The sequence below is a fragment of the Polynucleobacter sp. AP-Sanab-80-C2 genome (assembly GCF_035012965.1).
Lineage (GTDB): Bacteria > Pseudomonadota > Gammaproteobacteria > Burkholderiales > Burkholderiaceae > Polynucleobacter.
On record NZ_JAYGQS010000001.1, the window covers coordinates 236,578 to 260,232 of the forward strand.

Consider the following 23,655-nt stretch of genomic DNA (forward strand, 5'->3'; position numbering starts at 1 on the left):
ATATGACAAAGCCTAACAACCTTAGAAGCGATCAAATGAATGCCAATACGCCCGGGAAAGTGTATTTGGTGGGTGCGGGTCCTGGTGCTGTAGACCTAATTACTGTGCGGGGCGCAAAGCTTTTAGCGCAAGCGGATATTGTGTTCTATGACGCTCTAGTTGATGCTCAGATGCTTGATCTTTGCCCGCAAGCAGAAAAAATTGCCGTTGGTAAGCGTTGCGGTAAACTCTCTTCCGCTCAACAATTTATCAATAAGCGCTTAGTAGATGCTGCTCAAAAGCACCAAATCGTGGTTCGCCTTAAAGGCGGTGACCCGATGCTCTTTGGACGTGCCGATGAAGAGCTAACCACACTCAAGCAAGCGGGAGTTGAGGTCGAAGTAGTGCCTGGCATTACTGCTGCTCTTGCTGGTGCTGCCAGCATTCAGCAATCCCTGACTCTACGAGGAGTCAGTAGAAGCGTCGCTTTTATAACATTAGCGCAAGCTTCAGAAGGCACTGAAAACGTAAACCCTAACCAACCCATCTCCAATCCAAGCGCTGATACCTTGGTGTACTACATGGGTCGAAAAGATGCTGCCAAGATTGCGCAGCAACTCATTGCGCAAGGTAAAAATCACACCGAAGATACCCCTGTACAAATTTTAGAGGCTGTCAGCACTTCTAAAGAGCGTCAATGGGAAAACAATTTAGGCGCGCTTGCACAAGGTAAGGCGGATAACTGGTTTGATCGCAATTCACCAGCACTCATTATGGTTGGTGAAGCTTTAAGAAGCAAGCAATCGACTACTACAGAATCACAGAGCTCTAGCACCGAAATCGATGATGGCTTGCAAAACGGCAAGATCCTCACCAACGGCAGGCGTCGCGCTTAAAACAATTTTCGGAAATTTTTCCTGGCAAGCAGATAGCAGTACGGGGAAGTCATTCCGTAAATGGCCACCTTGACCAAAAAAGACGGGCACCACCAGAATTTGGTTAGCTCCCTTAGTGCTTAATGAAGTAACCGCTTCCTCTAATGAGGGTTGCATCATCTCTAAGAAGGCTAGCTCAACTAGAGTGCCTGCATGCTGCGCACGCCAGAGATCAGCGAGTCGGTCAAAAGGCTCGCGCCAACGAGCATCTCTAGCGCCATGGCCAAAAAGAATGATTGCCTTCATAAATACCTATAAACTCCAATGAGAAACTTTGATAATCAATTCACCTGCTTATTTACACTGATTTACTAATGATTTGCCACTGATTATTCATACATAAGCTTAACCTTAATTTTATAAAAGCGTATCTATAGGCTCATTCATGGAACTTCTTCACTCCCTAGCCAGTCAAACTTGGTTTATTGCACTGATGTCTGTCATGCTCATTGGTGGCGTTCTTTCTGCTGTTCATCATGCTGAAGTCGTGGCTCATAAAACGGGTGAACCTTATGGTGCTTTAGTGCTTGCCATTAGTGTCACCATTATTGAAGTTTCTTTAATCATCTCCATGATGCTCTCTGGCCATGAGGGCTCTCAATTTATTGCTCGTGATGCTGTATTTGCCACCGTCATGATTGTGATCAACGGCGTCATTGGTCTATGTATTTTTATTGGCGGCCTGCATCATCATGAAATGTCTTTTCGCAATGAAGGCACTAATTCTGCTTTAGCAGTACTAACTGCATTAGCCACTTTCATCCTGGTCATGCCCATTGTGACTACTAGTACACCAGGGCCAGACTTTACCAAGAGTCAGCTAGCCTTTGCTGGCATAGCCTCTTTTGCGCTCTATGCTGCGTTTCTATTCTTTCAAACAGTAAGCCATCGGGACTACTACCTCCCTAAAACTGAGGAGAAGAAAACCGATATTAACTTTCATGCGCCTAAGCCAAGCAATATCAAGACGGGGATTAGCGTAGCACTACTTATTCTGTCGCTCATTGTTGTCGTAGGTCTTGCAGAGTTACTCAGCCCAGCTATCGAGGCAGGAGTCAATGCAGCTGGCGCGCCTAAGACGATTGTGGGTATTGCGATTGCGATGTTGGTCTTACTGCCAGAAGGCTTTGCGGCTGTTAGAGCAACAAAAGCCAATCGCTTGCAAAGTAGTCTGAACTTAGCACTAGGCTCAGCACTAGCCAGCATTGGACTGTCTATACCTGTGATTACAGTGATTGCGATCTATTTCAACCTACCGCTGAGCTTAGGCATCAGTAGCCTGAATATGACGCTGATGTATTTAACCTTCTTCATCGGCGCACTCACCCTTGCCATTGGTAGAACCACCCTACTTCAAGGTGTGGTTCACCTAATCATCTTCTTTGAGTACTTATTCTTAAGTTTGGTGCCTTAGAGTGCTAAGGGGTATTAGCAACCCTATCTTTGGGTCATTTTTGCCCTAAAAATCCCCATTGTTTTTGCCAATAAACTAGCGAAAAATAGAGAAAGCCCAATAATCAAATCTGACTTTGCGGGCGACCAATTGAGAACCAGTTCGTTTTGTAAATAGCTATTTTTGACTCAAAAAAAGGCTACTTCTTTTTAGACTTTGTTATAGCCTTAATTGGGGTAATAACATCCTTGATCACGCCCTGATTTTTACGCCAATTTTGCTGCACTCGTAACTCTTTCAAAGCCCGCGAATAAGCACGGTCTAAATCATCGTGCGCCCTTTGCGTAGAATTTTCTTTGAGAAATTTAAGCAACCTCTTGTCATTTACTTCTTGTTTAGCTTTCAGTAAACGCTCATAATTTTCGATTGCCCAGACCTCACCCTGATAATGTGCAATTAATTTCTCAACCGCATCGGCAATTGGAGTGCTTGGAGCATCCCAATAATATCTAGAGTGTGCCATATCAAAGTCAGAAAGGCTCTCTCCAGATATATCATTCAAAATCTGCTTTAGTTTTTGATAGACATCTGGAAAATTTTTCTCAAGCCCATTCAATAACTCTTCACGTAGGCCGCGCCGTCTAAATACCTCTAGAGCCCAAATTGACTGACGACTTTCTTTAGCGTTTAAGCGAGGAATAAGCTCTGGGCTGGCTACATAAGGCTCCGATGAGGCTGGATAGTTATTGATACCAGCCTTCTGCAGGTCAGACAAGATTGGTACCTTTGCAAGGTAGCCTGCTAAAACACGGGCCTCTATTTTTTCCAGGCGAAGCCTCTTCCAAGAAATCTGCGCCAGTATTTTGACCAATTCTGACTCGACCATCCCAATAGGCTTGAGATCATCTATGAATAATTGCTTAAGGGCGTCGTACTGGCGAACATCATCCTGCGGCAGCAAATCTGCTTGGGCATAAACACCTGCCTTTAAGGAATTTTGTGAGGCAATCGCTTTGCCAGCCATGGTCTTAGGGCCACCAGATCTTGTGGATTTAGGTTGCCCATCCATGGCTACTTTTGAGGTTTATTTAGCCGAACACCAGGGCGATCATCAGGAGCCCCGATGAATTCAACGCCTGCAGTAACAAGGGCCCTTGAAATCTCATCTAAAGTCCTAGCGTGAGATGCAGGAATCCCTGACCCAGCCTCAATTCTCTTTATTGTCGCAACACCCACTCCTGACAAACGAGACAAATCAACCACTGAAATTCGTAGCAATGCTCTAGCAGCTCTAATTTGTTCAGTTGTAATCAATTCTAAAAGTTTATATAATGATACCATAAGTATCGTTTAATAGTTGGATTGCTATATGAATAATACGCTAGACGCACTACAAATTCTTACGAATACAGTTCAAAAAATCGAGGGTGCCTATGCACCTTCAACTATACGTGCCTACAAATCCAGTTTTGAACGATTTATTCAATTTTGCGAAGAAAACAAAGTGTCCGCGTTAGCTGCCGACCCAGAGGACGTAGCACTATATATTTCCAAGTTGACTGCAAGCGGGCTAAAGTCTTCCAGCATCCGAATTATTGTTGCCTCGATTTCTAGCATTCATAAACTGAACTTATTAGACGACCCCACTCAGCATCCCACGGTGAAGATTGAATTGCGACGTATGCATCGAACTCTAGGTCGATACAGTCAACAAGCTTTTGGAATAACAGCACCGATTTTGGAGAAGATGCTGGAGGCTACCACCAATAACCTTAGGGGCACCCGAGATAGAGCACTTCTGTTATTGGCTTATGACAGCATGTGCCGAAGAAGTGAGCTAGTCTCATTAAAGGTGACAGATATCCATCTACAAGAACTAGACAATAAAGGTCAAATGAAAATACGCCTTCGCAAGAGCAAAACCGATCAAGAATTGCAAGGCAGATGGATTCAGCCATCCGAAAGATCAGCTGATGCCATTACTGCATGGATCAATCAAGCAAAAGTAGATAATGGTTACCTATTTAGAGGTATTAATAATGCGATAGATATCACTTGCGAATTAAAGTGCAGTCAAATTAATCGCATTTATAAAAGATTAGCGAAGGATGCCAACCTTCCCAAAGAAGTAATTGACCATATTAGCGGGCATTCGATGCGGGTCGGAGCAGCCCAAGATCTATTGAAATCTGGTGCTAGTATGCCAATGATTATGAATAAGGGAAGGTGGACTAAAACAGATACGGTTATGCGTTATTTAGAGGGAGCATATATTTAACTAGATAAAGCTAGCATTTGAGAATCTCTTTTAAATAACGCTAACCTGGGGGTGTAAATTACTATTCCATTCTTAACCAAAAAATAAGGTTCGCATTCATATTTGGACTATAGGCCCGTTAACTCAATCTGAGCACGCCTAAAGTCTTCAGGTATTCCAATATCGATAAAATGCCCATGCGTCTCAAAACCAAGAAGGGAAGTGTGCATCAAATTTTTAGAGAGGTATTCAGCCTCAAAAGAAAAATTTACTCCCAAAGCAAAAGCATCTAGTGCGAACCGCGGCAATACGTAACAGCCTGCGTTGATTAATCCAGCGCCGGACAATCCTTTTTCCAAAAAGGAAGTAATCCAACCGTCACTTACTTCCACTCGACCAAAGCGAGTGGCATCAAGAACTTCTCGCACCACGACTATTGGCCTTCGGTTACGTAACCAAAGATTCTCAAGTTGACTAACCTCAAGGTCAAGATAAGTGTCCCCATTAAAGACAAACGCATGATCATCGATGCAATGCGTCAGCGCTGCACGTATCGCCCCCCCGGTACCCAGTGGTAGTTTCTCAACCTCATATGTAAGCTCCATTCCCTGGTAACTCTCGCCGAAATGATCAATAATTTTGTCAGCCATAAATCCCAATGACAGAATGGCTCGGGAGAAGCCTTTTCGAGCCAAAGTCGAAAGTAAAATTTCTAAGAATGGACGCCCTGCAATGGGTGCCATGGGCTTTGGTAAATCAGGTACCACCCTCTTAAGTCGGGTTCCAAAGCCTCCTGCCAGAACAATCGCCTCCATCAGTGTGGCGCTGTAAAAATGGCACTTTCAATCAGGCCACATAAAATATGCCCTAGCACTAGGTGGTCCTCTTGAATCTTCGGGGTATCGTCAGAAGGGACCTCAAGTGAAAGATTGCACAGTTCCCGCATGGGTCCACCCCGATTGCCCATGAGCCCAATACAAAATAAACCTTTAGCTTGCGCTTCAGCGAGCGCCTTTAAAATGTTGGGAGATTTTCCTGAGGTTGAATAGCCAATAAATACATCACCCCTATTGCCTAAGGCCTGCACTTGTCTTGCAAAAAGCTTTTCATAGCCATATTCATTACCAATAGCAGTTAGGATAGAGGTATCCGTAGTAAGTGCTATGGCCGGCAAACCTGTCCGATCAAAAGCAAAGCGACTCACAAACTCTCCTGCAATATGCTGAGCATCAGCAGCGCTACCGCCATTGCCAGCCAATAACAACTTACCGTCGTTTTTAAAACAATTGATGCAAGCTTTTGCTGCGGCAACAATCCGATTTTGTAAATTAGAATCTGTCAGCATAGTGGCCATGACCCGCTGGGTCTCGGTAATTTGAGCAGCAATATAGTCGTGCATTAAACCCTCCAGGCTTGAGTTCCACTTTTAGTGAAATGGCAGTTACTCACCTGCCCAGGAAAGGTGTTAAGCGTATGTATTAGCTCCATCCGCCTCGCTGTGGAGACAAAGAACAGCATAAAGCCACCACCACCAGCACCAGAAACTTTGCCGGCTAACGCCCCAGCATTGATCGCAGTATCGTAAATTTCATCGATGTGCGGGTTAGACACAGTTTTGGCCGAGAGCTTTTTACTTTCCCAACCCAGCCTCATCGAATCAACAAAGCCGCTAAAGTCGCCCCGCAGCAATGCCTCCTTCATTACCAGTGCCTCATGCTTAATACCATGCATGGCTGCTAGCGCACCCGTAGATCCAGCTTTCAAGCTATTACTCTGATCGATAATAATCCTAGCGGATTCTCGTGAGATACCCATAAAGAACAGCACCAAGGAAGCCTCTAGTTCACAAAGTATCCAATTCTTTATCCGCAAAGGGTTGATAATAGCGCGCTCGTTTTCATAAAATTCCATGAAATTAAATCCGCCAAAGGTCGCAGAATACTGGTCCTGGCGCCCGCCCTGTAAACCGCAATCAATTCGCTCAATTTTATAAGCTAACTGCGCCATTGCATAGTCGTCCATTGGCAGATTCAGAAGCTCTACAAATGCCCGGATCATTGTCACGACCAAAGTGGACGACGAACCCAAGCCGGACCCAGCCGGTGCATCACAGAAAGTGGTGAGCTTAAGCGGGATAGCCTTGCCACCGTTGAAATGCTGCACCATATGTTTATAGACGGCCTTGTGGAGCATCAAATCGCCTTCGATAACTAAATGTTCTTTTGAAGACATTGTTACTTCAGTCAGAAGATCAGTAGCGGAAAAAAAAATTTTCTCTGAATCTAAAGTCTCAATTACTGCATATGCATATCGGTCAATCGTTGCATTAAGCACATAACCTCCATACTTATCACAATAGGGTGAGACATCAGTTCCGCCGCCAGCCAATCCAAGACGAAGCGGGGCGCGCGCTTTTACAGTTATTGTCATTTCTGCATACCTTAGCGGTTAAGAGGGATCTTGCCCTTAGCAATTTCTTCGCGCCAATGATTCAATAAATCTTCAAACATCTGTATAACCGGGATTTCTGGCTTCCAATTGATAACGGAGCGAATTTTAGTATTGTCGAACATCTGGTAGTCAGCATCAATCGGCCGAAGTCTCTCAACATCTGTAACTACCTTTATGTCATCCCTAGTGCTCATACCCAGCAGGATTTTAATCACTTCTGGCAACTGAAATGCTTCTTCGCCTGCTATATTGAAATAATCTCCGCACTTAATATTGCCCTTGGCACTCTCTTCCATCAAAAGAAAATAGGCTCTAACTACATCACGCGTATCCTGAAACGTACGCGCACTTGCCAAATTTCCCACTTTTAGAATGGGTTCTTGGAATCCGGCCTCAATCAATGCAATTTGCTTAGCCACTGTGCTCTCAAAAAACACATCGCTTCTTTTTGGCCCGGAGTGCGTACCCATTCTCGTAATCAATGTCCGTATGCTATAGGCTTCGCCATAAAAACGACCTAGATAATCCGTTCCAATCTTGCTGATACTATAAGGACTCGCTCCGTGAAATGGAGTGTCCTCCCCCAGCAACTGACCTGGATTTGCTTTGCCATAAACTTCGCTCGAAGAGCAAACATGCACAACAGGGTCGTAGCCATCCAGTTCCTTTTGCTGACGAATGGCCTCCAATAAATTGGCGGTTCCGATAATATTAGTTTGAAGAGTCTCGATGGGAATGTCGAACGAGGTTTTTGGGTAAGACTGAGCGGCTAAATGCGAAATGTAATTCGGCCGGACAGATTTAAGCATCCGTGCAAGGGCCGAGTAGTCATTAAGATCTGCGTAAAATAGATCGATGCGATCTTTCCGATTTATTCGATCTGTTAAGTGGTAAAGATTGTCCATCGACTCTTGCCAGCGCATCATGCCAATAACATCGTAATTAGTGTTTTCAAGTACAAAATCAACTAACTGTGATCCTACCTGTCCCGTGAACCCAGTAATTAATATTTTTTTTGCCATAATAAATTCCAAAGAAGAGTCAAGCTCGATAGGTAGATAAACTACCGTAACCTCTTTCTTCCACAATTTATCTCAACAAAAATAAAGAGCAGAAAACACAATACGCCCAAGACGCTCAAATATATAGAGCGATACAAGATCTTTGGGCGGTACTCAAATGTAATTAATTGGGTACCGCCAACTGAAACTACTCCATTTTGGGTGCCGTTTACTTGGAGGATTTCAGTAGGGCGCCCATTAATGTATGATTCCCAATTCCCATCATTATATTCATTTAAAATGATAGCAGCTCCAGGCGCGCAATCTACTAATAAATTATATTTATTGTAACTTCTGGAAAGCTCCTTGATATTGCAGTCGCTCAATTTTTTTTCTTTAAAGATTATATGGTTTGAGGTAGGCGACCTAACGTAGGCTTGTCGATTATTGCTAGTATTATTAGTTTGCACCTTCTCAATAAAATCTTTAGTATCGGAATAACTTCCCACGATAGGTGCCGCATAAATGCGGGGGTAAGCAGCCTCATTTCTATAAATCTTATATTCACCATAGGCGTTTAGTAGGTTGAAATTAGGATACTGTCCAATATCACACTGCCTACAAATTAAATAGCCGGCCCCTTGATAAGAAAAGAAATGATTGTAACCATGCCATTCAAAGTCAACAGCCTGTTTAATCGGCGCTGGATTTATATAGTAAGTGAAGCTTCGCACCCCATGATAAGCAGCAAGCATTGCAGCCTGCCCTTTGTCTATATTGCCATCAAAAATAAGCCTGTACTCTGAATGCTTATCTCGTTGACGTATATCAAGGATCGCCATTTCAAGTGTTGCGAGATTTTTTTGAACATAAATACTATCAGTAAGCCTGAGTGGGGGTTGCCACGAAACGGTTACAAATAATCCAACGACAGATCCAACTAACCAGAAAAAAAACACCAAACGCTTAAGTGCGACTAACTGGAATATGAAGGCTAAAGCCGTTCCTACAATTAGACCTAAGCAAACAAAAAATAAAATGCAATCTGTACTGTCCAGTTTATATTGATATCCACCAAAAACATTGGTGACATATGCGCCCTCTTTGAATCTTAGAAACCCATATAAAAATGCAAGCGAGATAATTATTGCGGAAAGGAGCAGCAAACCCAATCCTTTTAAGCCAAGTTTCTGACCCTTGCGATAAACAATATTTAAGTTAGAAAGACCAAGCGCCATAAGAATGGCAATACAAAATTGAAATAGGGCAAGGTTTCGCGTTGGCTCGCGAATTTTATTGACGAGCGGTATTTGATGATTTAGATAAGCAAAACCAAGATCATCGCCAAAAGAAGAAAGTAAAGCATAACTTGCCACAACACTCAAAACAATTAAAACCCAAGAAATATTCCTTAGGAAAGCAAAAGCAATCAGCGGAACAGCAAAGAAACCAACGTAGGGGTTACCAACCATTGCACCAGATTTATAAAAAAAGATGCGCCAAAAGTCCTGAATAGGGAACTTATAGTGCACAAATGCTTCAAATGGAATGCGCTGATTTAGAAGGATCGCAGGATAATTGCCGATCCAACGAATTAGCTTTTCAGCCTCTATTACAGGAGGAATTAAAATAGGCGCACACACTAACGCACAAATGCTTGCGATACTTAATAAACGTATCAGTGAAATTGCAACTTCATTACCATGTCCAGCCTTAATATTATTTGCAACGTATCCTATCGTCAAGAATCCCGTTAGACAAAAAGCTTGAATAAGCGGTTGTGATGGGGATGCAGCTATAAGCATGCAAATCGATAGTAATGCAAGCAATTCGTTCTTTACGATTTCCTTGCCCTTCAGGATGCCAAGTAAACCCGCCACGTAAAGGGGCAACCATGCATAAGGTGCCGTTATATTGACCCATAATGCATAGGAATACATATCTGCAGAAAATGTAAAAAAAACAGCGCCTGCAATGGCCGCTAGAATCGTAGCCCCCATTGTGCGAAGTAAATAGCACATATTCACCAGCATTAAAAACAAATGAAATAGTGTAATGTTGTGCAACGCCCTTAAGGTTGATATAAAACCATCAAACGAATCAAGAAAAAGTCCATAAAACGGATAGAATACCGATATTTGCGTAAAGTTATACAAGGGGAAACCGCCAAGTATTGCATCTAGCCGAAGTGGAATGAGGCCAGACCTAAGAATTTTTGAGGTAGCTGAGAAAATTGGACCAAGTAGAAATTCATTATCCTCATAAAGCGAGAATATTCTATCGCTATTAATTGCGCTCGATAAAAATATTAGCCAAACTAAACCCAACAGAGGCCCGACAATGAATATCTGCTTTATGGAACTATGTAGTTTTCGCATTCATTTCAAAAAATAAAAAAATTAAGTCCGGCCAAAGATGCTGGTTTAATTAACACCAGCAAGAGAAAATTCAATACTTAAAATCATAAACATACTATAGGCAGACAATAGTTAGCGCGCATGATTAGCTTTTACCCAATACTGTCCACCTAATGGCAGCCAGCCAAGCTTAGTCTCAAGCGGTAATAGCAACGAAAAAGATGGGGGCACAAATAAACAGTAGGAGTAATTAGATACTGAAAAGCCAGCATTAACGAGTATATTTTTGAGATTTGATGGCTTAAGGAGAACTGCATCCTTATCATATGGACAGTCATTTACAATCTTTCTGGTCACAGGATTGTATGGATTATGCTCGAAGATTAGGATCGTTCCCCCTGGAGCAAGTCGTTGATACAGCATCTTCATTACTCTAGCTCGCTCGACTGGCGGTATATGGTGAAAAACACCTGCAATGAAAATAACGTCATATAAACCCAAAATACTACTTTCTGAATACTCAGTGAAAAATTCGACGCCAGGGTTCTCCTGACGGGCAATATCAAGACTGGCATTCGAGATGTCAGTACCAGTAATCTTAGCCTCGGGGAATGCTGCCCGGAGAAATGGAATATTACGCCCAATCCCACAACCATACTCTAGGACCCGCTTAGCATTTGAGGAAACCTCCCGGCGAAGGATATCCACCTTATACCTTGCGAAGTAAGCCTCGCTCTCAGTAAAAAACCCAGTGCTATCACGAAGTAAGCTATTGTAATTGTCCGTAAACTCATCGAAATCAACCTTAGATTTATTCATATCTTTAAATCTGCTCATCAATAATGTAACGGGGACGGTTTTTCACTTCATCAAAGATACCGCCGATATAGGCACCAATAATTCCGAGAACAATCAACTGAATTCCACTAAACATTAAGAGAAGAACCACCAGAGTTGTCCATCCGCTTGGAATCGTACTATCAAAGAAAAACTCAGCAATCATCCAAATTGACAAAATGAATGCAAATAAAGAAAAGATACAACCCATGAAAATACCTAACCGCAAGGGTTTCGTGCTGAACGAAAGAACGCCAGCCGTAGCCAGTTGCAATACCCTTGAGAGTGAATACTTTGAACGACCGCCAGCGCGCTTATGAGCAACATATTCGATGCCTGCCTGACGAAAACCAATCCAACTAAAAATACCCCGAAGAAACATGTTACGCTCGCTGAAGTCTGTCGATAAAATTTTAGCCACTCGACCTGAGATTAGACGAAAATCGGCTACATTTGAATGCATCGGGATATGAGATAGTTTTGTAATTAGCTTATAAAAGAGATTGCCTGCCATCCGGCGAAAAGGGTTGATTTCCTCAGTATCTTTGCGAACCGTATACACCACGTCAAATCCATTGCGGAAGATATTAATCAGATCCGGTATTAGCTCAGGGGGATGCTGCAAGTCGCAGTCCATCATAATAATCGCATCAGAATCAAGGGCATTATCAATTCCCGCAACCAATGACATTTGGTGCCCAAAGCGTGATGACAATGCTATGACTCTGGTAATGCTATCTCGCTTTGCGAGTACTCGTAAAATCGCAAGCGTATTGTCAGTGCATCGGTCAACAACATAGATGACATTAGCATCAATACCATCGAGAGACGCCAACACCTCGCTTAAACGCGCATGAAAAGCCTCAATGACTTGTTCTTCATTAAAAACAGGGGCAATTACAGTTAGTTTAATTTGTGACATGGCAGCCCCATTTCTTCAATAGCGACATAGTCTTGCTCATTTCCGCATAAATCGATGGTACATCGTAACCTTGCCGATTCGATAAACCAACCCCTTCTATAACGATTGAATCCTCTAACCCATGAGCCGCTAGCTCTTGAGCTAATAGATCGCGCATTGTGATTGGCTCTCCACTAGCGACATGATAAACCTCACCGGCTTCACCATAATCAGCAATAGCCAGTAATTGCGTAACTGCATCATTTACTGAAATGTAATCTCTTACAGCAGAGAGTGGTCCAACTTCGATTTTTTTCCTATCTCCACTAAGCAACTCTTTGATTTGTCTGTGCAAACGCCCTATGAATAGTCGCTCCGATAGGTGAGGCCCAATCAGATTAAATATTCGCGCCATAACTACATTGACACCGCGCGTTGCATACAAATAACCAAGGTCGGTCTGCCAAGCCTTGGTTAAACCATATATTGATACCGGCCGCAATGATCGACTCTCCATTATCGGATTCTCATCTGCCGATACCACCCCATATTCTGCGGCTGAGCCAATCAGCAGGACGCGCGTAGAAAGGGATAACTCCTCAATCGTTTTAAGTATGTGCCAAGCTGAATTCACATTGACTGTAAAAGCCTCATCAAAATCACTTGAAAACGTCGCGGCAAGATGAATAATTAAGTCCGGCTTAGTACGAATGATAGCGTCAAAAATCTGCTCGCAATATCGCAGATCCAATGGATCCAATTCATCTCTACGACCGGGTGAATAAATAACTAGGTCACCTCTAGGGTTTGAACTCAAGCGTGTAATTATCGCCCTTCCCAAGACACCAGTGGCGCCAGTAATAAGAACTCTCCTACTCATTCGATCCCAAGACGCTGAGTGAGCTCATTAAAATTTTCGTCAGCATATTCGTAATCATCTGGACGACCAATATCCAACCAGTAACCATTAAATGGACAGATCTCTACGCGTCGATTAGCAGCCAGACTATCCAGCATTAAATTATCAAAACCATATTTTTTTTCACGTGGCAATTCTTCGATTACAGAACGATTGATACAATAGATACCCATACTAACGTCGAAATCATATTCGGGCTTTTCTTTGAAGCTTTCGAGCCGTCCTGAGGCATCATAATTCAGCACACCAAAATCAATTTTGACGCGCCTCTGGAACGCTGAAACTGAGATCACACTATCAGCAGTTAGGTGAGCCTCATAGAAAGCCCGATAGTCAAGGTCGCAAAGAATATCGCCGTTCATAACAAGGAACGATTCAGGCAAATCATCGATCAAGGTCAATGGGCCTATCGTACTAAGCTCCCCTTCTTCGAGCGAGTAATCGATGCGAACCCCGAGGCGGGCACCATCGCCAAAATATGCCATGATTAAGTGAGAGAGGTGGTTTACTGCGAGTGTTATGTGCGTAAATCCACTGTTACGAAGCTGAAGAATTATAATCTCCAAAATCGAATACTTTCCACCTAACGGAACCAGTGGCTTTGGAATTAGCGATGTGTAAGGACGTAGGCGCGTACCCTTACCGCCAGCAAGAATAATGGCCCTCATGATTTTCCTTTAAATGTTATACAACCAAGCCTTGTAGCGTAAGAAATTTTCTGGTACGCGGAACCAGTCTACCGTAGCCCTAAGCCCCGTATGAAGATCATGAATCGGACGCCAATCTGTGAGTGTGGTTATCTTTTTATTGTCGCCTATTAAACGAAATACTTCAGAAGCATCTGGACGCATGCGCTGTTCATCGCTTATTATTTTTACTTCAGGATTTATTTCGGAAATAAGAAAGTTAGCCACATCTGCTATAGTATGCTCAACACCAGTTGCAATGTTAACCTCCTCGCCTACTGCTTTATCACACTCGGCTAAAGCAATAAATCCTTCGACTGTGTCTCTAACAAAATTAAAATCACGTGTGGGACTCAAATCGCCGAGTTGGAGATTTTTTACTCCGGAAAGTAATTGTGTAATCACCGTTGGTATCACGGCTCGTGCCGACTGTCGTGGGCCATATGTATTAAATGGTCTCGCTATAATCACAGGGGTTTCGAATGACTTAAAAAAAGATTCTGCTAGTCGGTCAGCGCCAATTTTTGTAGCGCTGTATGGTGACTGCCCTTGAGAAGGATGCCGCTCGTCAATCGGAGCATATTGTGCAGTTCCATAAACTTCAGAAGTGGAGGTCACAATAACCCGCTCAGTACCCAGTCGTCGAGCAGCCTGCAAGACATTCAATGTACCCTTAATGTTAGTATCCACATAAGAGTCTGGCGAGTGATAGGAAAAAGGAATTGCAATTAGCGCCGCTAAGTGAAAGACCACACTACAGCCCTCCATGGCCTTTGTCACTCCATTCGGGTCGCGTACGTCTCCTAAAAAAACATCCAGCGAGCGAATCCTTTCCGGAGATAACGTATCGAGCCAGCCCCAACTGTTAAAGGAGTTGTAAAAGACGAATGCTCGCACGTCGTAACCCCTGTCTAATAAAGACTGAACAAGATGACTACCAATAAATCCATCTGCGCCCGTTACTAAAATCTTTTTATTTGATATCTTCATAACCTATATCCCAAGCTATTTATTTAATTGCAATAAACATAAATTGATCGCCACCTAAGTAACCAAATTCTGTTGAGCAATAACAAAGCGCATAAGCATCGCTAAAGCCTGCTGAACGAACCTGGTCAAGCATCTCCCAACCAAAATGTTGAAAGCACAATACACCATCTCCAGATAAGGGGTCTCCATGATATTCCGGGGACTCAATATGAATAATCTCATTATCCCGAATAATCGCCCTCAGTAAATTTTCTTGAGAACTCGGAACGAATGGAGCTGACCACATCAACCTCCCACCATTTTTCAAAACTCGGGCACATTCTTTAAAAGCCTTGCTATATTCGGGTATGTGCTCAAGCACATCAAGTGATATAACCATATCGAAAGATTGATCAGGAAAACTTAAATCACAAAGCGTCTCATTACGTATACCATCGATGTTCGCAGTTCCGAATGGCAATTGCTCACCAAGAAATTCACTACCGATCGTATTGGGAAATTTCTCTGCAAAATAGGTATAGATGGGTGTAATCTGCTCTGTGATGTATAACTTGCTATCTGGGTATGGCTCCATCTCTATATCAAATAAATGAAAAGTTGCGCGCATTCGATTGTTAAAATATGTTTTTGGACAACAAACACGTTCGCGCCAGTTGACTCTATTGCCATCGCCCGAGTGTTGGAAGTCAACAAGAAATTCGACTTGCTTACCAGCTGGATATGAATAGCCAGATACCGTAAATTCACTAGAGCCTGGTGGCGTGACTTGATCTAAATAGATTGTATGCGCATCAATAGAATTTTTATTTCTTAGGGCATGAGCAGCAAACTCATCATAAGACCGAATTCTATATATTTTCATTGATTTAATTACCTTCTAACAATTTTATAGTTTTGTTCATACCATTCATACGTGGAACGCACCCCATCGGCCAGCTTAACGCGTGATGAAAAACCAGTGGATATAAGGCGATCAAGATTGTAGTAGCGAACAAGTTGTCCATCTGGTTTACTAGCGTCCCATTCCACGAGAACTTGAGTGAATTCACTTAGAGCCCTAACAATATCTAGAATAGGATGGCGCATTCCACTCCCCATATTCACAGCCCCTTCCAAATTTCGAAGAATTGCTATCAGTGCATGCGCAGCATCATCTGCATGACTAAAATCACGTATTGCAACACCACTCCCCCAGACCTTTACGGGTGCTCCATTTCGTTTTGCCGCATGAAACTTAGCTATGAGCGATGGAATAACGTGGCCTTCCTCCATATTAAAACTATCATGCGGTCCATATAGATTGCCACTAATTACAAAGGCTGAGGACAATCCATACTGCTCTCTGGCAGCATTAAGTTGCGCAAGCATCAACCGCTTGGAATGCGCGTAAGAATCTTCTGAAGGATGCGGTGGGCCAGTCCATACCTGATTTTCAAAGAGCTCTTCTTGCCCATTAAGTTCCGGGTATACGCAGCCTGAGCCCATGGCAACTATTTTTTTTACACCGGCACGGCGCGCATACTCAATGACATTGGTATTGATAAGTACATTTTCAACCAAAACATCGGATTTGTAACGAGCATTACCACCAATGCCATGCACGCGTGCTGCGAGGTGATAGACGTAGTCGGGGGAAGACTGTGTCATCAGTTGTGACACTGCAGCGCTATCACGTAAATCGCAATCGCGACTGCCAACACTAATAATGTTGATGAAACCATTCTCTTTCAAAACGCGTGACAATGCGCGGCCAACTAGGCCTGTGCCACCCGTAATTAAGATACGTGCAGTGGGATCAATCGTTATTGGATTATTCATTTTTTTGCGTGATTGAAGCGTTCTTTAAATTTTCTTATGTAGGCAGTATTTTTTGAAGTTGAAATCAAAAGTAAGCTCACGAATCTGATCGTGTCAGGCCATGAAACTTTTAGAAGCTCTTTGCTGACGTCAAGCCAACTGGCAGGTTCGTAAAGGAATCTGATTACGTCTGATCCCATTAGCGGGGCAAATCTACTAATGGGCTGACCGCTGCCACAAAACAGTCGATATTTAGTCAGAATAAATTCAGCCTGGGATCGCGCCGACTTAACACGAACGCGCGATGTAACTTCATGCTTGCGAAATCGGTTTAGAGCAGTGTGATTAAACACGACTTTGCCTTGCTTCAATACCTCTCCAACAAATAACCAATCACCTGTGAGCCTTAATCGCTTCAGAAATGGTGTGTAAGCTGTACTGAATGCATTAGCAGTGAAAAGAGCCGAACTCATATTAGGTAACGTCTGTCCGCGCAGCTGAAACTGAATAAGCTCGGCGCGTCCGTCTGCAATAAAGTCGCCATCCCAGCGGGTTTCTTTCCAGATATCGTGAAAGTAGCTGTCGGTATGACCAATAATTTCACCAGCTTCGTTAATAACGTGTGAACTGCTATAAAACATTACCGCATCTGGTTCAGCTGCAAGGCTTGCAACAGCCATTTCCACAAAAGATGATTCTGCAATATCATCGCTCTCACAAACCCAAATGTATTCGCCTGTTGCCAAACTACTTACTCTCTCCCATGCGGAAAAGGGCGTGCCGGAATTCTGCTTGTTACGAAGGTATGCAAATCCATGCTGGGCTTGTAGCCCACGAATTACATCATCTGAATTATCTTCCGAACCATCGTCAATAACGATTAATTCGATATTGACATACGTTTGATTAATTATCGACTCGATCCGCTCCCGGATATAACGCCCATGATTATAAGAAGGTACCAAGACACTTACCTTTGAGGACTGATCCATCATTCAATCCTCACTAAGATTATAAATTTTCTTTATTGCATCCCACTTTGATGGCCATAAATAGCGCTCCATACACAACTTTCGCGCTGCTTGGCCCATACGGTCATTTAACTCTAAGTTAGTCAACAATTGAACACATCTCTCAGCAAAAACCTCTGGCGTTCTTCCGATAAATATATCAATGCCATCCTTGTAAGATAACCCTTTAAGCGCAATTGGTGAGGCCACACAAGGACACCCGAGCGCAGCATATTGATTCACCTTGCCGCGGAAACCTGAGCCGCCAAGCGCTGGGGCAATGCCGACGCGTGCCTTCCTCAGATGTGAGAGAAGATCCGGCACCTCACCAATAAATTCAATCGATGGATCACTGCGGAACTTTGAGAAGGGCGATAGGTCACCGCGACCAATAACAGTAAAAATATATTCCGGAACACGCCCCCTTACAAACGGGTGCACATTTTCCAAATACCAAAGTAAAGCCCGTACATTAGTTTCCGAACCGAAATAAGCTATATAAATTACAGAGGCACTTCTAGCGGCGGAGCTAAGCATTTTAAAATCAGCGCTCAGGACATCTTTGAACTCAAATTCTGATAGCCCCGTCTCAACTCCAGAGATATTTTTGGAAGAGGTTGCCGCCTTCAAAAATCTTGCGTCCGAACGAGATACGCACACGACTTCATCGACCTTCTGCGTCAATAACACCTCCTCTGCTGCAGTATTTAGCGACCTGGCGAACTGACGGAGATTCACAAATTTTTGATGTTTTAATCTTGAATGCAGATCCAGAAATAATGTTTTCGTCGCCGATTCCATAGGCGTAAAAACTACTTTCCGACCAATTTTTCTAAACTCATCTACGTACTTACCAGACTGATGAAATTGTAGGTCAATAACATCATATGTAGATAGCGAACTAAATGGAGTGCCTAAAGAATCTGGGCTTAATTCTTCAGTGGGTGAAAGGTAAACATTATCAAAAAGTATATTTACATCATCCAATGACCAATCAATGGTTGACCTATGATGTGTCAGAAGATCGATTTGAGCACTGGGACATTTCTTGCGAATCATCGAATAGAGATCCAAGATGCGAAGACCGCCAGCATGTGCTCGGGTTGGGTAGTAAAAACTCACAAGAAGAATTCGAAAAGTATTTTTATTTTTGCATTGCTCCTCGCTGTGAAATTTATCGCAAGCAATTACTCGAGAAGAGTCGCTGATTAAATCCTCTTGATAAGGCCCTTTTCTATCAAGAAAGAAAATTGCAACTAACCTTAAACATCGCCAAACAAACCTATGAAGAAAAAGTTTTAGACGCCATGTTTTTGTTTGATACACAGCTGGTAGCTCCCTATTTAAGTTTTCAAGCTCCGCCCTCTGATGGTCACGGTCAACAACCAGCGATTCGATAGTGCTCTTAAGATCATCTCGATCCTGGGAGACGTCGGTGTAATCGCCTCTTAACTTTTCAAGCTCCGCCCTCTGATGGTCACGGTCAACAACCAGCGATTCGATAGTGCCCTTAAGATCATCTCGATCCTGGGAGACGTCGGTGTAATCGCCTCTTAACTTTTCAAGCTCCGCCCTCTGATGGTCACGGTCAACAACCAGCGATTCGATAGTGCTCTTTAATGAACTAATAGCACCTTCTAATCGAGCAGCATGCTCTTTAGCAAGCCTCACTATTGGTGCACTGGTCAAGGGTAGATCAAACAGTCCACACCCCAGCAATGGCAATGGGCCATCCGAGGCAACCGCAATCAAATAAATCGCGTTTGGAACTCCTTGAAAATAACTAGGTATGCCATCTTTCAATACATAGCTTTCCACCCTCTGCGGTATGTCATTAGCCTCACTCAAAATGACCGATCCATATGATACTTTTTGACCATATAGATGATGTTGAGAAAAATACCTAGATAGCAGATGGCAAAATTCTGCGCGATAAAGCTCTTTCACATGAAACTGATTGATATAGCCGGGCTTGTCCGAGTATTCCAGCTTGTCAGGGCAAGAGATAATCAGCAAACCACCGGGGACAAGAACGCGCTTAATCTCCAACAGCATGGCATCATGCTCTGCATGATGCTCAATTGTTTCAAAACTGACAACCATATCCACTGAAGCGTCAGGCAAAGGAATGTCAACGCAAGATGCCTCTAAGAAGCGAAGATTTAAGGCAGTATATTTTTTCTTTGCATGTTGAATAGCCTTCTTCGAGATGTCAACACCAACTACATCATGAGCGTAATCAGCGAGCATTGAACTGCCATAGCCTTCACCGCTAGCTATATCCAATACTCGTTTGCCTGTAGCCAATTTACATACCAAAGCGTATCGATGCAGATGCTCAAGCTCGATATCACCAACTACAATTCCCGGAACAAAGCGTTCGCCAGTAAACTCCAGGACTCGTTTATTCATGAATGTTGCCAATACAAATTAACCAAAGGAGTTGCCTCATAATGTTTCATAGTTTTAATTGAACTATTTCCTAGCAATTAAAATCAATGCTGCAGGATATTCGTACGCATAAATTTCACAAGAAGAAAATCCAGCCATTAATGCCAATTTCCACACATCAACCCCAAATTCAGTCCACACTTTCATATCATTTGTAGGCATATCTGATGGCCCATGGTAACTTGACTCTAGCCCAACACGCGAACGACTCATACGATCAACAATAATTGGAACGGTGAATATACACTTACCACCCATTCGCAATATTCTTAAGCATTCTGCAAGAGCCCTTTCAGGATTTTCTACATGCTCTAAGGTATCAGAGTGAATTATCAAATCAAAACTCTCGGACTGGATATCCAAATCTAACATATCAAACTCTGGATATTCAATGAGTTTATGTTTTGGAGATTTCTGCAAAAAAGATGTTAAATTACACGCCCTATTGATCTCCAATATAGCTAAATCAGCATGATAATCAGAAAATTGCTTGATCAAGCCATTGAAACTATACTCTCGAAGAATAGCAGCCGATAAACCCATCGCCCGCAGGTTGTTTTTACAATTGTCGCAATGAAACCCTTGTTGACGATCAATATATTGAGCTTCCGTTTTTGATAGTTGCCAAGCATCAATAAGCTCAGGCCAAAGCACAAAATTTTCTGTAAACTTTTTTTCACCGCATATAGGGCACGAGATTGGCATGTTTACCCTTTTACTATAAGTCCCTGCCCAGTAGGCAAAGATGCAATTGGTACTCCTCGACTCTGCGCAAAATTATCCATAGCCACTTTTTGATGATGAAACCCAAAATAGGCATAATCATCCAAAAGCACTATTGCACCTGGAACTAATCTATCCCAGAAATAGTCAATGGCTGCAATTTCAGGAGGGGCGCAATTTAAATCAATATGTAAAAAGCTAATTTGATTGGCATCCACGTGCCTCAATGTGTCAGGTATGACTCCTTCAATTATTTTAATATTTTTCCACTGTGAAAAATTTTTCCTCGCACTTTCTGAAGAAGTTAAATAAAAACCGCTTCTAATAAGCGCGGAATTTTTATCTGCAATTCCATCGTTTAACTCCCCCTGGGTTACATGTTTCAAATCAATGCCAGAAAAAGTATCTAGCAGATAGAATGTCTTTCCCTGACTATCCCAATCAAGGTCATGCATTATGCTTGAACTTAAAAAGCCGGCATTCACCCCGCATTCAACGAAGTCACCAATTCGTTTTACCGCGTTTCTTGCGGCCCATAACCCGATATGAACACGCCAATGCCAGTTATAGTCTTTTCCTGCGGCACATACACCTCGTTGATAGGCCGAAGCAAACCTTTCATCAGCCATAAAATCATGGTTATGCATAGAAACCAATCCATCTTGGTTATAACTTTCAATCGGAAAATCTCTATGCAATTTAAACATCAAAATACCTCACTAAAAATATGCACCACAATATAAAACAATCAAAGCGCTAGTAGCTCAATTTTATTCATGGCAACACCCACTAACCCGTAGCACACTGAACTCGAATGTACTTTTAAAATCAAAGCATCATGCAACCAATGAAGCTGAATGTGACTATCTTGTAAGCCGTCAGCCAAAGCAACTGAAATGCTGTAATCGCCCGAAGGTAATACGGGCAAGCGAAAATTAAACTTTGCAATCAGCTCACAACCCTTGCTAACTGGTTGCGGTTGATCACGATAAACCAGGTATGTATTATCTGAAAAAATTACTTGGCCTAATCGATCTTTGAATTCAAAACCAACGATGGGACATAAAATCTCTTTATGAGCTAAAGATCGAATATCAAGAATAATGTCCTCCCCACCGACCGCCCAAGAAAGCCTCATACCGTCTTTATTGAGTAACTGCACTGATGTTATTTCAGCATTACCAGCTCCAAAGCCACTTTCTTCTGGATGGAATTTAAAAATCTCAACGTCATTACGCAATGTTGATGCATTAAATAGGTCCTCACGCATATCTCGATAATCAGTAACCCCCTCAGCATCATCGTCCAATAAAACTGAGTTGCCTGAAATCGTGCCGTCTATATTTTGACTTTCTTCATAGAGCGCTTCAAGATAATGCTTAGTAGCCTCCTTTGGAGAACCTCGTGCGATTATCTGCCCATGGCTCAATAGGATGGCACCATTACATAAATTAAGAACAGCACCCGTGTCATGACTAACAAATAATAAAGTGCCCCCATTACTTTGAAATTCACGAATAAACCGCATGCATTTTTGATTAAAAAAAGCATCCCCTACTGAAAGCGCCTCATCCACGATTAAAATATCAGCATCAACATGCGCTATTACGGCAAATGCCAGTCTAACTATCATCCCGCTTGAGTAGCAATTAATCGGTTGATCAATAAATTCACCAATATCAGCAAACGCACAGATTTCATCATAGCGCTGGTCAATTTCTTCCTTCGATAATCCTAAAATTGAACCATTCATATACACGTTATCACGCCCCGTAAATTCCGGATTAAATCCCGAACCCAATTCCAGCAATGCAGCAATACGTCCCCTGACTTCAATGCTGCCACTACTAGGCTTTAGGATTCCACAGATCATCTGTAGCAAAGTAGATTTGCCGCTTCCGTTACGACCAATAATTCCAACAGTCTCACCTCTTTTAAGGTCGAAGGAGATATTATCAAGAGCCAAAAATTCTCGATAATATTTTTTAGGCGCTTTGCCAAATAAACGAGAGAATTTAGGGAAAATAAATTGCTTTAGCCTGTCGCCAGGCTTTTCATATATTTCATAATGCTTGCTTAAATTTTTAACGCTCAGAACTATTTCTTCAGAGGACATCGGCAAACCCCCTCCTCGTCTTCTGAAACCAGGCATATCCGCACCACATAAATATGAGTGATCCTACCGTGTAAATACTTAGCAGATCCCAATTGGGCATTTGCCCTTGAATCAAAACAGCTCTTGCCTGCTCAATAATGAAACTCAAGGGATTTAGCATCATCCAAAATTGAAATCTTGGTGGCAGTGCATCGATCGAATAAAACACGGGGGATATAAACATCAGGACCGAAGTGAGAATGCCGATTGTCTGCCCCACATCACGCATGTACACACCAAGTGATGCAAAAATCCAAGACATCCCCAATATTAAAAAGATAAGCGGAAGAAATATCAAAGGAATCAATATCGTTGTCCAACTAATGTAGCCATTAAAAATAATCATGCCTGCCATTAATACAAATAGGCTTATTAGGGCATGAAACAAAGAGGCTCCCATGCTAACAACTGGAAGTATCTCCAAAGGGAACATGACTTTTTTTACATAATTGACATTCCCTAGAATTAAATTTGGGGCACGATTAATCGCTTCTGAAAAAAGATTGAAGATGATTAATCCAACAAAAAGCGTCAATGCAAACTGCGTCTTATCCTCATCATTGCTCATCCCCCACTTTGCCTTAAATACTACCGAAAAGACAAAGGTGTAAATAGTCAACATCAATATGGGATTAAAAAAAGACCAAGCCAGACCAAAGAAGGATCCCTTGTACCGCCCTAATACTTCACGCTTTACCATCTGAACAATTAATTGCCAGTTTTTTCTCAAGCTTCTAATCAGCGCTAATAGCGATGTAGGCGGAGTTTGATGGGTGTTCAATAGCTGTGACATGTATTTCGAATTCGTATTTA

General features: G+C 42.6%; 24 protein-coding genes. 3 read left to right on the forward strand and 21 right to left on the reverse strand.

What is annotated here, in order from left to right; genetic code table 11:
- The first annotated feature begins 2 nt into the window (after positions 1 to 2).
- A complete protein-coding gene (gene cobA / locus VC178_RS01225; protein ID WP_323481313.1) occupies positions 3 to 875 on the forward strand; it encodes a uroporphyrinogen-III C-methyltransferase in 873 nt (290 codons plus the stop codon).
- Here cobA and VC178_RS01230 read toward each other — a convergent pair.
- Positions 798 to 1,160 (reverse strand): CbiX/SirB N-terminal domain-containing protein, encoded by a 363-nt coding sequence (locus VC178_RS01230; RefSeq protein ID WP_323481314.1) that lies wholly within the window; start codon positions 1,158 to 1,160, stop codon positions 798 to 800. The two genes, cobA and VC178_RS01230, sit on opposite strands and share 78 nt — an antisense overlap.
- A 139-nt stretch (positions 1,161 to 1,299) precedes the next feature.
- Here VC178_RS01230 and VC178_RS01235 point away from each other — a divergent pair, with 139 nt between their 5' ends.
- On the forward strand, positions 1,300 to 2,328 hold the full coding sequence (locus VC178_RS01235; protein WP_323481315.1) for an ionic transporter y4hA: 1,029 nt from the start codon (positions 1,300 to 1,302) through the stop codon (positions 2,326 to 2,328).
- 178 nt (positions 2,329 to 2,506) lie between these two features.
- Here VC178_RS01235 and VC178_RS01240 read toward each other — a convergent pair whose 3' ends face one another.
- On the reverse strand, positions 2,507 to 3,376 hold the full coding sequence (locus VC178_RS01240; RefSeq protein ID WP_323481316.1) for a hypothetical protein: 870 nt from the start codon (positions 3,374 to 3,376) through the stop codon (positions 2,507 to 2,509).
- A gap of 2 nt (positions 3,377 to 3,378) precedes the next feature.
- Complete coding sequence (locus VC178_RS01245; RefSeq protein WP_323481317.1) at positions 3,379 to 3,621, reverse strand: helix-turn-helix transcriptional regulator; 243 nt, start codon at positions 3,619 to 3,621, stop codon at positions 3,379 to 3,381.
- A gap of 55 nt (positions 3,622 to 3,676) precedes the next feature.
- Here VC178_RS01245 and VC178_RS01250 point away from each other — a divergent pair, with 55 nt between their 5' ends.
- A complete protein-coding gene (locus VC178_RS01250; RefSeq protein ID WP_323481318.1) occupies positions 3,677 to 4,585 on the forward strand; it encodes a site-specific integrase in 909 nt (302 codons plus the stop codon).
- A 107-nt stretch (positions 4,586 to 4,692) separates the two neighbouring features.
- On the opposite strand, the gene VC178_RS01255 is transcribed toward VC178_RS01250, so the two are convergent.
- From VC178_RS01255 to VC178_RS01340, 18 genes are all read right to left on the reverse strand, one after another.
- A complete protein-coding gene (locus VC178_RS01255) occupies positions 4,693 to 5,379 on the reverse strand; it encodes a nucleotidyltransferase family protein (RefSeq protein ID WP_323481319.1) in 687 nt (228 codons plus the stop codon).
- Complete coding sequence (locus tag VC178_RS01260; RefSeq protein WP_323481320.1) at positions 5,379 to 5,963, reverse strand: D-sedoheptulose 7-phosphate isomerase; 585 nt, start codon at positions 5,961 to 5,963, stop codon at positions 5,379 to 5,381. Before VC178_RS01260 ends, VC178_RS01255 begins: the two co-directional genes overlap by 1 nt.
- Positions 5,963 to 6,994, reverse strand: a complete 1,032-nt coding sequence (locus VC178_RS01265; protein WP_323481321.1) for a dehydrogenase — start codon at positions 6,992 to 6,994, stop codon at positions 5,963 to 5,965. The genes VC178_RS01260 and VC178_RS01265 overlap by 1 nt, the downstream gene beginning before the upstream one ends.
- Before the next feature lie 11 nt (positions 6,995 to 7,005).
- Positions 7,006 to 8,037: a GDP-mannose 4,6-dehydratase gene (locus VC178_RS01270; protein ID WP_323481322.1), complete on the reverse strand. Its 1,032-nt coding sequence runs from the start codon at positions 8,035 to 8,037 to the stop codon at positions 7,006 to 7,008.
- 41 nt (positions 8,038 to 8,078) lie between these two features.
- On the reverse strand, positions 8,079 to 10,343 hold the full coding sequence (locus tag VC178_RS01275) for a hypothetical protein (RefSeq protein WP_323481323.1): 2,265 nt from the start codon (positions 10,341 to 10,343) through the stop codon (positions 8,079 to 8,081).
- A 162-nt stretch (positions 10,344 to 10,505) separates the two neighbouring features.
- Positions 10,506 to 11,192: a class I SAM-dependent methyltransferase gene (locus tag VC178_RS01280; protein WP_323481324.1), complete on the reverse strand. Its 687-nt coding sequence runs from the start codon at positions 11,190 to 11,192 to the stop codon at positions 10,506 to 10,508.
- Between the two features lie 4 nt (positions 11,193 to 11,196).
- Positions 11,197 to 12,132, reverse strand: coding sequence for a glycosyltransferase family 2 protein (locus VC178_RS01285; RefSeq protein ID WP_323481325.1), 936 nt, complete (start codon positions 12,130 to 12,132; stop codon positions 11,197 to 11,199).
- Complete coding sequence (locus VC178_RS01290; protein WP_323481326.1) at positions 12,119 to 12,991, reverse strand: NAD-dependent epimerase/dehydratase family protein; 873 nt, start codon at positions 12,989 to 12,991, stop codon at positions 12,119 to 12,121. Before VC178_RS01290 ends, VC178_RS01285 begins: the two co-directional genes overlap by 14 nt.
- Entirely contained in the window at positions 12,988 to 13,698 is a 711-nt protein-coding gene (locus VC178_RS01295) for a sugar phosphate nucleotidyltransferase (RefSeq protein ID WP_323481327.1), read from the reverse strand. The genes VC178_RS01290 and VC178_RS01295 overlap by 4 nt, the downstream gene beginning before the upstream one ends.
- Before the next feature lie 9 nt (positions 13,699 to 13,707).
- Complete coding sequence (locus VC178_RS01300) at positions 13,708 to 14,706, reverse strand: NAD-dependent 4,6-dehydratase LegB (RefSeq protein WP_323481328.1); 999 nt, start codon at positions 14,704 to 14,706, stop codon at positions 13,708 to 13,710.
- 19 nt (positions 14,707 to 14,725) lie between these two features.
- A complete protein-coding gene (locus VC178_RS01305) occupies positions 14,726 to 15,568 on the reverse strand; it encodes a class I SAM-dependent methyltransferase (protein ID WP_323481329.1) in 843 nt (280 codons plus the stop codon).
- 8 nt (positions 15,569 to 15,576) lie between these two features.
- The gene (locus VC178_RS01310; protein ID WP_323481330.1) at positions 15,577 to 16,524 is read right to left on the reverse strand and encodes an NAD-dependent epimerase/dehydratase family protein; all 948 of its coding nucleotides are present in this window, start codon (positions 16,522 to 16,524) and stop codon (positions 15,577 to 15,579) included.
- Positions 16,521 to 17,498 carry a glycosyltransferase family 2 protein gene (locus VC178_RS01315; protein ID WP_323481331.1) on the reverse strand — a complete coding sequence of 326 codons (978 nt, stop codon included), beginning with the start codon at positions 17,496 to 17,498 and terminating at the stop codon, positions 16,521 to 16,523. The genes VC178_RS01310 and VC178_RS01315 overlap by 4 nt, the downstream gene beginning before the upstream one ends.
- Positions 17,499 to 19,925, reverse strand: a complete 2,427-nt coding sequence (locus tag VC178_RS01320) for a methyltransferase domain-containing protein (RefSeq protein ID WP_323481332.1) — start codon at positions 19,923 to 19,925, stop codon at positions 17,499 to 17,501. It lies immediately after the preceding gene.
- Between the two features lie 63 nt (positions 19,926 to 19,988).
- Positions 19,989 to 20,669 (reverse strand): class I SAM-dependent methyltransferase, encoded by a 681-nt coding sequence (locus VC178_RS01325; RefSeq protein WP_323481333.1) that lies wholly within the window; start codon positions 20,667 to 20,669, stop codon positions 19,989 to 19,991.
- 2 nt (positions 20,670 to 20,671) lie between these two features.
- A complete protein-coding gene (locus VC178_RS01330) occupies positions 20,672 to 21,394 on the reverse strand; it encodes a TylF/MycF/NovP-related O-methyltransferase (RefSeq protein ID WP_323481334.1) in 723 nt (240 codons plus the stop codon).
- A gap of 41 nt (positions 21,395 to 21,435) precedes the next feature.
- On the reverse strand, positions 21,436 to 22,803 hold the full coding sequence (locus tag VC178_RS01335) for an ABC transporter ATP-binding protein (protein ID WP_323481335.1): 1,368 nt from the start codon (positions 22,801 to 22,803) through the stop codon (positions 21,436 to 21,438).
- Complete coding sequence (locus VC178_RS01340; protein ID WP_323481336.1) at positions 22,793 to 23,635, reverse strand: ABC transporter permease; 843 nt, start codon at positions 23,633 to 23,635, stop codon at positions 22,793 to 22,795. Before VC178_RS01340 ends, VC178_RS01335 begins: the two co-directional genes overlap by 11 nt.
- Between the last annotated feature and the right edge of the window lie 20 nt (positions 23,636 to 23,655).